The 14,372-nt window shown below is 38.8% G+C and carries 10 protein-coding genes; 7 read left to right on the forward strand and 3 right to left on the reverse strand.

Annotated features, from left to right (window positions below):
• Positions 1 to 34 precede the first annotated feature (34 nt).
• The 3 genes from QNI15_RS23225 (at position 35) to QNI15_RS23235 (ending at position 2,576) form a co-directional block, all read left to right on the forward strand.
• Positions 35 to 1,294 (forward strand): PAS domain-containing sensor histidine kinase, encoded by a 1,260-nt coding sequence (locus QNI15_RS23225; RefSeq protein ID WP_314033805.1) that lies wholly within the window; start codon positions 35 to 37, stop codon positions 1,292 to 1,294.
• Between the two features lie 550 nt (positions 1,295 to 1,844).
• A complete protein-coding gene (locus tag QNI15_RS23230; protein WP_313995119.1) occupies positions 1,845 to 2,213 on the forward strand; it encodes a hypothetical protein in 369 nt (122 codons plus the stop codon).
• A gap of 120 nt (positions 2,214 to 2,333) precedes the next feature.
• Positions 2,334 to 2,576, forward strand: a complete 243-nt coding sequence (locus QNI15_RS23235; RefSeq protein ID WP_313995122.1) for a hypothetical protein — start codon at positions 2,334 to 2,336, stop codon at positions 2,574 to 2,576.
• A gap of 83 nt (positions 2,577 to 2,659) precedes the next feature.
• On the opposite strand, the gene QNI15_RS23240 is transcribed toward QNI15_RS23235, so the two are convergent.
• Positions 2,660 to 4,243, reverse strand: coding sequence for a sensor histidine kinase (locus QNI15_RS23240; protein ID WP_314033806.1), 1,584 nt, complete (start codon positions 4,241 to 4,243; stop codon positions 2,660 to 2,662).
• Between the two features lie 446 nt (positions 4,244 to 4,689).
• Between QNI15_RS23240 and QNI15_RS23245 the strand changes: the two genes are divergently transcribed.
• Both QNI15_RS23245 and QNI15_RS23250 read left to right on the forward strand, forming a co-directional pair.
• Entirely contained in the window at positions 4,690 to 5,130 is a 441-nt protein-coding gene (locus QNI15_RS23245; RefSeq protein ID WP_314033809.1) for a response regulator, read from the forward strand.
• Positions 5,131 to 5,429: 299 nt separating this feature from the next.
• Positions 5,430 to 7,430 (forward strand): PAS domain-containing sensor histidine kinase, encoded by a 2,001-nt coding sequence (locus QNI15_RS23250; RefSeq protein ID WP_314033812.1) that lies wholly within the window; start codon positions 5,430 to 5,432, stop codon positions 7,428 to 7,430.
• 38 nt (positions 7,431 to 7,468) lie between these two features.
• On the opposite strand, the gene QNI15_RS23255 is transcribed toward QNI15_RS23250, so the two are convergent.
• Complete coding sequence (locus QNI15_RS23255) at positions 7,469 to 9,565, reverse strand: helix-turn-helix domain-containing protein (RefSeq protein WP_314033815.1); 2,097 nt, start codon at positions 9,563 to 9,565, stop codon at positions 7,469 to 7,471.
• 281 nt (positions 9,566 to 9,846) lie between these two features.
• Between QNI15_RS23255 and QNI15_RS23260 the strand changes: the two genes are divergently transcribed.
• Both QNI15_RS23260 and QNI15_RS23265 read left to right on the forward strand, forming a co-directional pair.
• Positions 9,847 to 10,428, forward strand: a complete 582-nt coding sequence (locus tag QNI15_RS23260) for an ankyrin repeat domain-containing protein (RefSeq protein WP_313995137.1) — start codon at positions 9,847 to 9,849, stop codon at positions 10,426 to 10,428.
• A gap of 31 nt (positions 10,429 to 10,459) precedes the next feature.
• Positions 10,460 to 11,536, forward strand: a complete 1,077-nt coding sequence (locus tag QNI15_RS23265) for an acyltransferase family protein (RefSeq protein ID WP_314033817.1) — start codon at positions 10,460 to 10,462, stop codon at positions 11,534 to 11,536.
• Positions 11,537 to 11,670: 134 nt separating this feature from the next.
• Here the strand turns inward: QNI15_RS23265 and QNI15_RS23270 are convergent, their stop codons facing one another.
• Positions 11,671 to 14,109 (reverse strand): PAS domain-containing protein, encoded by a 2,439-nt coding sequence (locus QNI15_RS23270; RefSeq protein ID WP_314033819.1) that lies wholly within the window; start codon positions 14,107 to 14,109, stop codon positions 11,671 to 11,673.
• Between the last annotated feature and the right edge of the window lie 263 nt (positions 14,110 to 14,372).

Genomic DNA, 14,372 nt, shown 5'->3' on the forward strand with positions numbered 1-14,372 from the left:
TCTTGAGCCATAACTATATGTGAGGAGATCTTGTATGAGAGAGTCAGATGAAGAATCAAAATTTGCACAATTGCGTATGCTGGCAGAAAAGATGTTGCATGAACAAGATAACTTCATAGCGAAACAACCTGATAATGAGCATATCAAACAGTTGATTCATGAATTACATGTGCATCAGATAGAACTGGAGATTCAAAACGAAGAGTTAATGCGTTCACGCATGGAAGCAGAACAATCCAGAAATGAATATGCCTTACTCTATGAATCGGCACCCATTGGGTATTTTACATTGGATCAATATGGAATCATTTTAAAGGCAAACCATATGGGCTCTCTCCTAAGTGGGCGTCGTTTATCGTCTCTTATAAAAAAGCCTTTTCGGAGTCTGCTTACTTTTGATTCAGGCAAGACCTTTTATACTTTTATCCAACAGGTATTTGAAACCACGGAGAAACAATTCTGTGAAGTAGGTTTAACACACAAAACAGGAAAAGTCTCAGAAGTACGGTTGGAGGGATGGCAGATCAAAGACACAAACAATACAGTACAATGCTTGCTGGGGGTGATAGATCTTACAGAACGAAAAAGTATGGAGCGAGAAACCATGCAGTTAAAACTCACCCAGCAACAGGAACTTATGAATGCTATTCTCAATGCACAGGAGCAGGAAAGAATCCGCATTGGAGAATCCTTACACAACGGACTGGCTCAGGTATTGTATGCGGCTAAGCTCAATTTGCAAGTATTACATTCATTGCTGGATACTTCAAAACAAAAAGAAGTAGCCAAAGCATTGAATACAGTGGACAACTTTCTGGTAGAAGGCATAGAGCTCACCCGAAGTATCTCTCATGATCTGGTTCCTACAGTGATTAAAGACTTTGGTCTGGAATATGCTCTCAATGCAGTATGTAGCAAAGTATCTTCGCCTGATCTGACAGTTACGCTAGACTACAGAGGATTCAATCAACGACTTGAACAAAACCTGGAAATGGCTATCTTTCGAATCGTCCAGGAACTGATCAATAATATTCTCAAACATTCCAGAGCCCGTATGGCTCTGGTGAAAATCACCCGAAACGGTACTGACATCTTTATTCAAGTGAAAGACAATGGAATTGGGTTTGAAGTAGAACGAGAAATGGCAAACGGAAAGGGGATTGGCTTATCTAGTATTCAAAATAGAGTTGTGTTACTGAGCGGCACTGTGAATGTACATTCCCAGCCAAACCAGGGTACCCAAATCAGTATCCTCTTACCTGAAAAATCAATCAAAAAGGTAACAGTATCTTAAACACTCTCTTTTCAGTTTTTTATTGGTTCTACTTTATCGGCTTTTCGTCCGAATATGATTATGTATTTAGGTATAGCTACTTTTATTTCTGGTTTTACTACATCTTTCATTTTTTTCTATTTTCTATTGTTCTTTTTCCACGTTGCCATACAAGTTGCTATACTTAAAGTTCACTATCCGGCAATTTGTATGATTATTGAAAACTTCAACTACCTCAGATCTTTTTAAAACACCCATAATGGGGCAAAAAGAACCTTTCTATACTAAAGATAGCCCTATTCTAACAGCACAGGCTTAAAAACACATATTACCCGAATAAATATATACCTCTATCTTTTCAAGTCTAAGGCATCTAAACAAAAACAGAAATTTCACTGTTTTTAGCTGTTAACCTGATACATTTTCTCTCACACCTCCAAATCTTACAGATAGCAGTACTGCCCTATTTTCTTGTACCTGATAATCCAGAAAATTATCACTATCTTGTATGAGCAAACAAACCTCTCCCAATAGTCTCTTCTAAAAAAATGGCTTTTACTATTATAAAAATATGTTTATCAGTTTTGATTCCGACAGTGTTGACGGAAATCCAGCTGCCAGTGTTTTCTATGAACTGCTAACTCAACACTGGCAGTCAGCGTTCAGTCAGAAAAGCAACAAGATAAAGCTAACTATCGAGTTATCGCTGGAAATAGATGCTATTATCCGCTCTCACATCTTCTCTTATGACATACTGGTAAAGGAGTGGCAGGCCAATAATTCTATTGAGTATCAGATTAAACTAGCAATTGGTAATTTATTATTTGATGCAGGAGCCATCCATCATCTGCCTTTTGATTATGAGAAGATGGATGAACTTATTGATGCCTGTGTAGCTGCTGCCAAAATCCATTATCCTGCACAACCTGTGGAGAGTTAATCATTATCCTATACTAGACAGAAATCACACCCTTAGTTACACAGTAATCCTTAGGCATGGGTTTTTTGCCTATTTCAGATAAACACTTAACAATTCGTTACTATTATCTGATATAAAACAATGGCAAAGAAAAAAAAGAAGAAGAATAAAAATTCTTTATGGAAAAGCATTAAGCCCTTCGCAAAAAATAACAAAGCACTTTTATCTATTTTGGGTGCTGTAGGCGTAGGAGCTGCTTTAGCTTCAGTGATTGGTACGGAGAAAGTAAATCAATGGATTGAGCAGGCCTCGGATGCTTTGAACCGACAAAGTACACCACTAAGTAATGGTCATGTCTCCAAGGTAAAGCCTTCTATGGGATAAATCCTGTTGAATTTGCATTAGACAACCATCCTATTACTATCAAGCTTCTGACAAAGTAGTAAGAAACTTGATAGTAATAGTAATCAATGTCGTTCCAGATTGGGTAACCGGACCCGAAAACAACTACCTTGATTTTCCAGTGACTCCAGCCCAATAGTCCCTTTCAGTTTATCTACAGCCTGAGCAGCCAGGTATAATCCCAAACCAGCCCCTTCGGATCGTTCGGAAGCCCGGAAAAACATATCAAAGACACGAGTCTGGTATTGCTTTGCAATTCCGATCCCATTATCCCGAATTTCAATCAATGTTTCGAATGAGCTACTGATAACCTTAATATCCACAATGGACCTTTCCTGGCTATAATTCCGGTAACGGATCGCATTATCTATCAGATGTGATAAAATCAATTCTACCCGATCCGGATCTGTAACAAAGTGGCCGGATATCTGATAGTTAGTCTGTATAATAATAGTATCGTTAATAGGATGTATTTTTTTCATACCAGAAACAACATCAGCAATTTGTTGTTCCCAGTCAATTGTCTGCGTTTGTAGCTGCAAACGCCGATTCAGTGAATATTTCAAAATTTCGGCAATGACTTTATCCTGCTTCTTCAGCACTTTTTGTCCCAAGTCCATATAGAGGTGAAGCTGTTCATTATTTAGTTGACTCTCTTCAGATTCCTGTCGAATTAACTCTAGTAAGCTCATCAATGAAGCAATAGGTGCCCGAAGATCATGAGAGGTCTGATACACAAACCGATCCAACTCCTGATTGAGATGTTTGAGCTGATGATTTTGTTCATAACGTAACTGACTGATCATTTTGAGTCGATGCAATGTACGAACAGTACCACGGGATAATGCAAAAGCCATGAGTGCCACAAAAATAAAAAGTCCTAGTGGCAAAAAAGGCCCTATGTGTAGAAGTCCTAATTCTCTTCCCCAGTCATTCACAAAAGCCAAGAGGACTGCACTAAAACCCAGCAAGTACTCCCGACTATCTGTTACCTTTTGTCTCCATGCTCCAACTAGTAGACCCCAGCTGTATATAGTAACAATTAATGTAAATAAACTAAAGCCTTGAAAAATTCCATATAGTAATTCTAGTGGGCTAACTAATGCCAAAACAGCTACAGGTGAACACACCAGACCAATAGTCAGGTAAAACCATTGGGGAAGTAAACGAGGAAAAGCGGAACGAATGTGTGATGCAAAAGCAAAAACAATTAATGCAAAAAACAAATAATTGAGGCGTACTACATTTTGAAGACTTATAGAAACAAATAAAAGAATAAATTCTTCATTATTAGTTATAATTTCTCCTACAGAAAGCAAACAAACGAAGGCAAAGTATAATGGCGGCTGATAATCTCTTCTATACCAGAATAACCCCAGAAAGGCCGCCAACAGCATACATGAAATTAAACCAAAAGTGACTGCAATAGTCTGAAAATATTGCTGATGTGTAGGAATTCCATAGGTACTGGCACCGCTAGAAATAATAGGATTCTGATTCTGTACTGTGACAGCAGGAATATGAGTTTGTATGACCAAAGAATCCGTATGTAGAACAGACATCTGCGCATACCCAGGCAAAAAACAAATCCACAATGCCAATAAAGCCACAAACAGTTTCCGGTCTGACCGGCCAGGAAGAAACATCATACTCTACTACTCTTTTGTGTATATTCATCTACGAGCTAATTGGTAAGTCTGACCAGGAATTTATTCTTCTAATTTCTTAAAAAAGCAGACAAACTCCACTACTCACCCGATGAGTGACCTAGAGAATATATGGATAAACTTTTCAAAGATTCAACTTCCAAAGAAGACTGTTTTACTTTTCTAAACAAATAGTATTGATTTTCAAACACATTATTTGTCAAAGTCTAGACATTATCTATATTTATGAGAATTGACAGAGAACTAAAATTTGCGGATATTTTTCACTTAGTATACAACACAATCTATCTTTAGACCCGCAAAAGTTGGAGAGAAACAAGAAAATAGTTTTTCCAATTTAAGAACAAACACAAGAACTATTTACAGGTATTTATAATATAACATTAGGAATAACTTTTTCAGTGTATAATTTTTACCCACTTACCTGTATGTTATATACTCAGATTAATCTATCAGGACCTATTCTTATCATTGAAGATGATGAAGATGATCAACTTATTTTAACCAGAATTCTTAAAGAATTGAATCTTGCAGATAAAGTTATCTATTTTTCTACCCCGATAGAAGCGTTAGATTATCTGCAACAGGCAACTGTCCACCCTTTTATCCTTATCTGTGACATTAATATGCCTATGATTAACGGCATTGAATTCAAAAAACAGATTGATCAGGATCCAGTGCTAAAAGCCAAATGCACTCCTTTTATTTTTTGGTCCACCTCTATCAGCGACACACTTGTCCATCAGGCTTATACAGAAACAACCATTCAGGGATTTTTTCAGAAAAGCTGCAATTATAATGAGCTAAAACAGCAACTTTACTACATTCTGGGTTACTGGTACTATTGTCAGCATCCGGTTTTTGAGTAAGACCATTCGATAAAATCATATTATTTGTCCATATTCTTGCCCAACTCTTTACTCTTTTCTACTTCGGTCTAGTAGTAAAGAACTGGTCCAGATAAAAAGCACGGCCCGTTTTTAAGCTTTTTAGTAAAATATCTATTCTTTATTTTCCAATCGCACTATTCTTCCTATAGAACTCACAATCAATTACATACTATCATACAGAAGGGCATTATCTTTTATACTTAACTTTTATAGACACTAAGCAATAACGCTATACAGGCGAATTCAGCTGTATACCCTGGAAATTATACTTTTATTCGATGAATGCATACCAGTTTTCTGAAGATGACTCTACAGAATATAAACGACTAAGATTCTCTTTGCAAGCAGCAGGAATTGGCACTTGGGATATAGACTTGATACAGAAAAAAATCTATCTGGATGACAGATGCAAAGAATTGTATGGATTCTCTCAAGAAGACAAAGTAGACTATGAAAGATTGTGGCAACATGTACATCCCCAGGATTGGTCACAGGTACGAGAGGCTTTTACTAAAGCAATGAACACAGATACAGATGGAAAATACAGCATTGAATTTCGTATCACAGATTCTTCCAACGGACAATTACACTGGTTGCATTGTCAGGGGCAAGCTTATTTTACCAAGTCACAAGCGGATGAGCAAGTGATAGCTTATAGAATTTCCGGAATAGCACAGGATATTACGGAGCAAGTAACTACCCGACAGATCCGTTGGGATAGTGAGCAGTATTTTCGGAGTTTGGTACAGGATACACCTGTTGCAACCATGATATTTCGTGGAAGGTCTCAGATTGTTGAAACGATTAACAATCCGATGCTTCAGATTATCAGTAAGGATGCTTCAATTATAGGCAAACCCTTTCGAGAGGCTATGCCCGAACTGGAAGGTCAGGAATTCTTTGATTTGCTGGAAAAGGTATATCTTACCGGGAATCCTGTATTCCGCCATGAAACACCTGCCATACTCCTCACAGATGGAATTCTTACAACCAGATACTTTGATTTTATCTATAAACCTCTCTACGATCCCGCAGGTGAGATCTATGGTATTATTAATGTGAGTGTAGAAGTGACAGATCAGATGCTAATCCGTCAGCAGATAGAAGAAAAGAAGCAATTGGTTGAGCAAAGCGAAATACTGTTCAGAAGTCTGGTTGAAAACACACCAGATGTGATTACACGTTGGGATCAGCAACGAAGATTGATCTTTGCCAATAAAGCCTTTGAAACCAAAACAGGCGTTTCGAATAGTACATTATTGGGCAAAACCAACCTGGAAATGGGCCAACCTACTGATATAGCAGAGCCTTATATGGAAAGTTTGCAACGAGTACTGGATAGCGGACAACCAGCCGACCATTACAATCATTTTCCGTCAGTGAAAGGTAACATGCATTACTATTCACGTTTGGTTCCAGAGTTTGGAGCTGATGGTTCTGTACAGGGGGTACTGGCAATTGCCAGGGATATTACGGATCTCAAAAAGATGGAAGCCATACTGGAAGAACGGGTACAACAACGTACACAGGAATTATTGATGGCCAATCAGGATCTCCAACGTTCCAATGATAGCTTACAACAATTTGCCTATGTTGCGTCACACGATTTACAGGAGCCCCTTCGTAAAATTCAGACATTCAGTTCTCTACTGCAACAACAATATGTAGATAAGTTGGAAGAAAGTGGTCTGGATCTTCTAGAACGTATGTCATCTGCAGGAGAGCGTATGTCTAAGCTGGTTAGTGATCTATTGGCCTATTCGCAAGTATCGACTCGTCAGCCGTCGTTTGGAATAGTTTCACTTCAGTCTGTTATGAACAATGTGTTAACCACGCTCGAACAAAAAATTTCGGAAACCAAGGCACAGATTGAGCTGGAGGAGTTGCCAAAGCTGAAAGGAGACGAACTGCAGTTAACTCAGTTATTCCAAAATCTACTGTCTAATGCGATAAAGTATACTATTTCAAACCAGATTCCTGTAATTCGGGTTACTTCTCAACGTATTGAACGATCTCAATTAGATCCTCAGGTAAAGCCAACAGGTAATGCGCTGCACTTTTATCAGATATGTGTACATGACCAGGGTATCGGATTTGACAATCAATACAAGGATCTGATATTTCAGGTATTTCAACGACTACATGGAAAACAAGAGTTTGTAGGCACAGGCGTGGGATTATCTATTTGCAAGCGTGTTGTCGAAAACCATGGAGGTACTATTACCGCCGACGGTATGCCGGGACAAGGAGCTATTTTTTGTGTATATCTGCCAGTATAAAAAGATTTTATCTTGTATCATTACAGTATAAAATCTTTTTAAAGCAAATCTTTTTCTTCGAGTGAAGCTTTCAACTTTTTATGGTTATTCCAGAAACGATTTTCAATTTCATGCATAATGTTCCAGAATTCCGGATGTTTTTTAATAGAATCAACTTCTGGATTATCTGGCAATAAAAGAACCCAATACTGAAAATTTTCTTCTTTTGAGAATAGCTTCAGATGCTCAATTGCTTTAGTAGTATTGCCCTGATAGGCATAATATTCAACCAGATTCAGATTTTTATAAATCGATTCATTACCATCTACAAATTCTTTAAACTGTTTAATAAAAACTTCTGATTCTTTCTTTTTACCCATTTTTCCCCAAACAATTCCTATTCGCATACTTTCGTTTTTAAAAATATCTAACTGTTGCGCATCTTTGGTTGCGAGAAATTTCTGGTAGTATAAGTAAGATTCTTTGTAATCGCGCATGAGAAAGCTGACCTTTCCCAGTTCTTGGGAGATGTAAAATCGACTGGTATCCCGAGCAAACTCCTTTTTAAAAAGCTGTTTAGCCTGTACAATATCCTTATTTTTGGCAAAAATAGCTCCAATCTTAATCCAGTTTGCAAATGGATTCTTTGGATAATAGTCTAACGACTTCCGGATATACAGAAGTGACTCATCTATAAAACCAGCCTGTAGAAAAGCATTGCTCAGATGCATATACGTGTAACTGGTATTAATAGAATCCTGAGACGGAACATTTTGCCTAACTCCTCTCAACGCATACTCCAGGTATTTGTTTGTATCAGGAATATAGTTATTGTATAACTCTGACAGGAAATGAATGGCAAGATCTGAGTTTGGATTATACTCCAATGCTTTCTCCAGATAAGGTACAGCCTGCCTATATTCTCCTTTATGCATATAAAATAAGGCTTTCGCAACCAGACTTTCAGCTAACTTTGAGTCATACAGCCAAGCTTTATCTGCATAACTACCCATTTCAGCCCCATACTTCTTTTCCGTTTGATAAAGATCCAGATAATAATAGGTCATAGCGGCATCAGCATAGGCTAAGGCAAATTTTGGATCACGGCGGATGGCTTCATTAAAAGAAGGAATGGCCTTCAACAAACTTTCCCGTGTTCCCTGGGAGAGCATATCCTTTGCCTTCAGATAAAAGTCATAGGCTTCCAGATCTTCAGTAGGTACTTTTTCGATTTGTTTTTTCTCTTCAGGTGTAATGATCGCCTCAATCTCTTCTGCAATATTCTGAGCTATCTCTTGCTGCAAAGCAAAGATGTCTTTCGTCTCCCTCTTATATTGGCGTGCCCACAAATGTTTATCACTGCCCGCTTCTATTAACTGGATATTTAATACAATCTGATCTCCAATCTTCTGTCCACTGCCTTCAATAAAATAGCTTACGTTCAGTTCTTTTGCCATTTCAGGAATGGAACGAGCATTATTACGGTATTTTTCAGTGGAGGTCCGGCTAATGACCCGGAGCTCTTTTATCTTTTGAAGGTTAGTAAGCGTTGATTCCATTAGTCCATTAATTAAATAGACATTCGTAGAATCATTGCTGTCATTTTTAAAAGGCAGTACGGCAATTGATTTTTCCAATTGTGCGAATCTGGGAAAAGCCCCAAGATACCGTTTGGCGACTCCAATAATTACTACAATCACAAGTATGGCTCCACCCAAAATAAAAGCATTTCGTTTCCAGTTGGACTGACTTAAACTAGTGGAATTTTGCTCAACTGGCTGGAATTCTTCTGCCAGATCGGCCAGCATATCTCCTACTTCTCTTTTGCCAACTTCTCCGGGAGGATAGCCATAATATTCACGAAAGCATTTAATAAAATAGGATGTACTGTTAAACCCTACCTGATGCGATATTTCAGATACATTAAAAGAAGAACTTCGCAATAGTTCCATACCACGTCTGAGGCGTACCTGGCTAATAAACTGACTAACGGACAGATTAGTCAGCTTCTTTACCTTACGCAACAAGTTAGACCGACTCATATTCATAGCTTCTGCCAGCTCGGTTACTCCAAACTGCTCATTGGAAATATTCTCTTCTACAACAGCAGTAATCTGATGTAAAAAATCATTGTCAATGGATCGGCTTTCCAGCATAATAGTCGGATAACTAGAAGGTTTGTAAGCGTAAAAAGACAGAAAGTCTCCAAATACCTGACAGCACTTCGATAAGCCCAGTTAAGTACGGAAACAAGCTTTTTTGAAAGCAATTTACCTATTGAATTGATCAGTTGCATCATAATTTATATGGATGCGTCATAATTTATATAGCATTCTTCAAATTTAATGGTTTTGTCAGCATAGGTATTTAGTGCTGCCGGTAGCGACACCTTACCTTTGTATCATTACCTATCTCTAATACTTAACACACTCAAACAATGAAAACACAATCCACAGACTCTTTACAGATAGTCAGTAAAATCGCTTTCTTATGTATTTTATTGGTATTGGTTGCCTGTAAGCAGAAAGAAGAATCATCTGCGGCTTCAAAAAATGGAGCCAAGGCACCTGAAGTTGATATCCATACAGCTATTGTAAAAGACGATATCAAAGCACTTCAGCAACACATTGAGGCAGGTACAGATCTGAATGAAAAGGATCCTTTTGGAGGATCCAGTCCCCTGATTACAGCTGCAGTGTTTGGCAAGACAGAAGCTGCGAAGATGCTGATTGATGCCGGAGCAGATCTGAATTTTAAAAATAAAGATGGCTCTACTCCTCTTCATACAGCTGCCTTCTTTTGCCGACCTGAAATTGTGAAGATGCTATTAGACAAAGGAGCAGACAAAACCATCCGAAACAACTTTAATGCTACAGCTTATGAATCGGTGGCCACCCCATTCAAAGATGCAAAAGGAATCTATGATATGATGGGTAAGGCGCTGGCGCCCATGGGGTTAAAACTGGACTATGCCTATATTGAAAAGACTCGGCCTGAAATTGCCGCCATGTTGAAATAGATCATTCACCAGATTTTTGATTACTAAAACTATGACACTAGCAGAAAGAAGATATGATATTGACTGGATACGGGTAATTGCGATAGGACTGCTTTTACTGTATCATGTGGCGATAGGGTTTCAATCCTGGGGTATGATGATTGGATTTATCACAACAGAAAAAACATGGGAATCACTATGGATTCCCATGGCAATGCTGAATGTATGGAGAATACCACTATTATTTTTTGTGTCTGGCATGGGTGTATATTTTTCGCTCCGTAACAGAAACTGGAGTGAGTTAATGGCAGAACGGGGTAAACGAATACTTATCCCCTTTATTGTTGGTACTTTCCTGATTGTTCCGCTACATATGTATGTATGGCAATATTACTACCATATGGAGTCAAGCTACTCTCCCAGCCCTGGTCATTTGTGGTTTTTAGGTAATATCTTTGTGTATGTGTTCATTCTTTCACCTGTCTTCTTTTATCTTCAACTAAATCAGGATGGCAAAGTAGTTCAGGGCATGAGAAAATTGTTTAGTACACCATTAGGTCTATTCCCTATTATAGCTGTATTCATTGCTGAGGTTATACTGGTAGATCCCAGGCCTTACGAGTTATATGCTATGACATGGCATGGATTCTTTTTGGGATTCGGGGCCTTTTTTTTCGGTTTTTGCTTTGCTCTCAGTGGCTCCTCCTTCTGGCAAATGATGGGTAAATGGAAAATACTTTTTCTGACTATAGCCACTTTATTATTTATCATACGAATCAGACAATTTACCGTACCTGGCTATCTGTTAGTACTTGAGTCAGATTGTTGGATATTTTCTGTTTTTGGATTTGCCTACAGCTATCTGAATCATCCAAGTAAAACGTTAAGCTATTTAAGCCAGGCTGCCTATCCGGTGTATATTGTGCACATGGCTGTTTTGTATACAGGATCTCTGCTTATCTTCCCACTGAATATACCAGCACCTGTTCAGTTCATCCTGGTTTTACTGTTTACTTTTGTCGGATGCTTTGTCTTGTATGAGCTAATCAGACGAATAGATATTCTTAGATTTTTATTTGGGATGAGTAAAAGGGAGGCATCTAAAAATGCTGTTTCTCAAATTGTTTAGTTTCCTATATCTAGACTAGAGAGACAGCCTTAGGTGAGCAGCGATATACATTCTATCGCTGCTCTATACATTTGCAGAAACGCAGAATATTGTTGAACTGAACTTATTGAAAAACCTTGAGCAAAATATATTCACTAAGCTTGTGGTAGAAACACAGTAAAAGTGGCCCCCTTACCAGGTTCGCTGGTAGCTATAATGGCTCCTCCATGATTCATGACAACTTTTTCACAGATTGCCAATCCTATACCTGTACCCGCATATTCTATCCGACTATGTAACCGTTGAAATATTTGAAAGATGCGACTTGCATATTCCTGTTCAAAGCCAATACCATTATCTATGACATCGATCTGGTGGTAATCTGTACTTTGTCGGGATACTTTAGCAATTAAAGGCAAATCAGAAAAATCAATTTGTTTGTAATGTACCTGAATGACAGGCGGAATCCCTTGCTTATGAAACTTAAGTGCATTACTCAACAGATTCTGGAAGAGTTGACTTAATTGAGATACATCTCCGGATATCTCTGGCAGAGGATCTATCTGTATTTGAGCACGGGTTTCCTCAATACGCAATTCAAGTTCAGCAAGAACCGAAGTAAATAATTCATTCAACGAAACTGTAGTTAAAACCTCTTTGTTGGGAACAATACGTGAAAAAGTGAGCAAGTCTTTTATCAGTATTGACATGCGATTCGCAGCAGATTGCATCCGTTCCAATATATGCAAGCCATTGCCCAGAACACTTCCATGCTCTTTTTTTAACAAGTCTCCAAACGATTGAATCTTTCGCAATGGCTCCTGTAAATCATGACTGGCGATGTAGGCAAACTTCTCCAGGTTATCATTTGAACGGGCCAGCAGTTCGTTCGACTCGGTAAGCTCTTCGTTAGTTGTTGCCAACTCTTCATTTGTAGCGGCCAATTCCTCATTGGCAGCTGCTAGCTCTTCGTTAGAGGCAGCCAATTCTTCTGTACTCTGCTGCACCTGTTGTTGCAAGGCTAGTTGCAATGAACGATCTGCTGTTACATCCTGTGCTGTACCTGTCATTTTTATAGGTACTCCTTTTTCAGTAAAAGTGGTACGAGCCTGGGCATGAATAATGTATTTTCTGGAAGTTAGACGATTAACAATCATGTACTCCAGATCAAATATACCACCGGATTCAGGCTTCCATGCTAACTCAAGGGCTGCCCGTACCCGCTCCTGATCCTGAGTAAAAACAAGTGGATAAACATTATCCAGATGAGTTACTCCACTTTCGATTCCCAGCCACTCAGCCATACGTTCGGAATGCAAGACCTGTCCGGTTAGTGGATCTACTATCCAGGTACCTAATTGAGCAAGTTCTACCGCTCCACGCATAAGTGATTCAGCTTCTTCAACCTGCTGGCGGGATACGACCTGCTGTGTCACCTCTGTAGCCGTAACCAGAACGCCGTATATAACGCCTGTTGTATTTCGAAGAGGTTTATAAATATAATTGTAATAGCCGGTATAGGGAACGCCATGTCTTACCAATTCTATCCGCTCTTCCGGCTTATAAAATATTTCTCCTGATTTGAATGTTTGCTTGAGCCGATCAATAAAGGGAGTGGAAATAAATTCCGGCAATGCCTCTGGTAAAGTTTTTCCTATGATAGAATCATTTCTACCAAGAAGTTGAAACATAGTGTCATTGACAATACTGATAGTCATCTGCTCACCAACAACCACCAACTTAGCTACTGGAGAATTCTGCATAACACTTCGTACAAACAACTCACTTTCTTCCAGTTTCAGCCGTGCTTCTACTTCCTGGTCTATATTCTGAGCTATTCCCGAAAATTGATAAGGTTTTCCATTCGCGTCATACTGATATTGTCCTATCACTCTCACCCAGTGTATAGAACCATCATCCCAGACAAAACGAGCCTGATACCGAAGCTTTCCCGTCTTCTCTGCCTGTTGATACGCCTCATCTCTTATACCACGATCATCCTGATGTACATGCTCCACCAAAGTTGCCCGATTGACAATTCGTTCATTACCAGTGAGAATATGCGCCAGTATAGTAGAATGGTCCACATGATTATCTTCAAGCCGAACTGTAAACCGTCCTGCATTGGCTCCCTCCAATGCCAATGCAGCCAAATGATCTGACGTTTCTGCTTGTTCCCGGGATTCTATCAGCTCTGTTATATTTTGTGCAATTCCGGTAAAACGATACGCTTCGCCTGTCTTGTTGAAATATGTCTGCCCTTTACAATGAATCCAGCGCAGCTGCCCATCTTCTGCTCCTATTGTACGAAATTGTATATCGTACGCCCCATCGCTTTGTGGATTAAGCGCTGATTGCACAGCCTCACGAACACGTTCTGCATCCAAGGGATGTATGTAGGTAAGCACCTCTTCATATGTCACGGTATCTTCTTTGGAAAAACCGTAGAGTTGCTTACAGCGTTCATCCCAGTGTACCTGTTTGTTTACTATATCTAGCTCCCAAGTGCCAATCTGGGCAAAACGAAGAGCAGCTTGTAGCCGCTCATTTTCTGCAAGAATATGCTCAATAAAGGTATCTTGTTTATCACTCATTCTATAGGATATGCACAAAAAACGGAAAGAGAAAGAACTTATAGCTTAGCTTCTGCCTGTCAAATATATAAATTTTCCTATAGAACACTGAACACTCTATTTGCATTTTTGTGAAATAAATCCAACCAATAATCCTTCTTTTTATGAAAATCTTAACCTTATCAAACCATCCTGATACTAGTTTATGATCCATAGCCGGATATGATAATTTGTACAGATACAACATTTTCAGATAGTTAACATCCAAATACAGTAGTATTATT

It is taken from the genome of Xanthocytophaga flava (genome assembly GCF_030068545.1).
In the GTDB taxonomy this organism is placed as follows: domain Bacteria; phylum Bacteroidota; class Bacteroidia; order Cytophagales; family 172606-1; genus Xanthocytophaga; species Xanthocytophaga flava.

Excerpts from the sequence above, each read along its gene's own strand:
- QNI15_RS23225 (WP_314033805.1), top strand. The coding sequence starts at position 35 with ATGAGAGAGTCAGATGAAGAATCAAAATTTGCACAATTGCGTATGCTG.
- QNI15_RS23230 (WP_313995119.1), top strand. The coding sequence starts at position 1,845 with ATGTTTATCAGTTTTGATTCCGACAGTGTTGACGGAAATCCAGCTGCC.
- QNI15_RS23235 (WP_313995122.1), top strand. The coding sequence starts at position 2,334 with ATGGCAAAGAAAAAAAAGAAGAAGAATAAAAATTCTTTATGGAAAAGC.
- QNI15_RS23240 (WP_314033806.1), bottom strand. The coding sequence starts at position 4,243 with ATGATGTTTCTTCCTGGCCGGTCAGACCGGAAACTGTTTGTGGCTTTA.
- QNI15_RS23245 (WP_314033809.1), top strand. The coding sequence starts at position 4,690 with ATGTTATATACTCAGATTAATCTATCAGGACCTATTCTTATCATTGAA.
- QNI15_RS23250 (WP_314033812.1), top strand. The coding sequence starts at position 5,430 with ATGAATGCATACCAGTTTTCTGAAGATGACTCTACAGAATATAAACGA.
- QNI15_RS23255 (WP_314033815.1), bottom strand. The coding sequence starts at position 9,565 with ATGCTGGAAAGCCGATCCATTGACAATGATTTTTTACATCAGATTACT.
- QNI15_RS23260 (WP_313995137.1), top strand. The coding sequence starts at position 9,847 with ATGAAAACACAATCCACAGACTCTTTACAGATAGTCAGTAAAATCGCT.
- QNI15_RS23265 (WP_314033817.1), top strand. The coding sequence starts at position 10,460 with ATGACACTAGCAGAAAGAAGATATGATATTGACTGGATACGGGTAATT.
- QNI15_RS23270 (WP_314033819.1), bottom strand. The coding sequence starts at position 14,109 with ATGAGTGATAAACAAGATACCTTTATTGAGCATATTCTTGCAGAAAAT.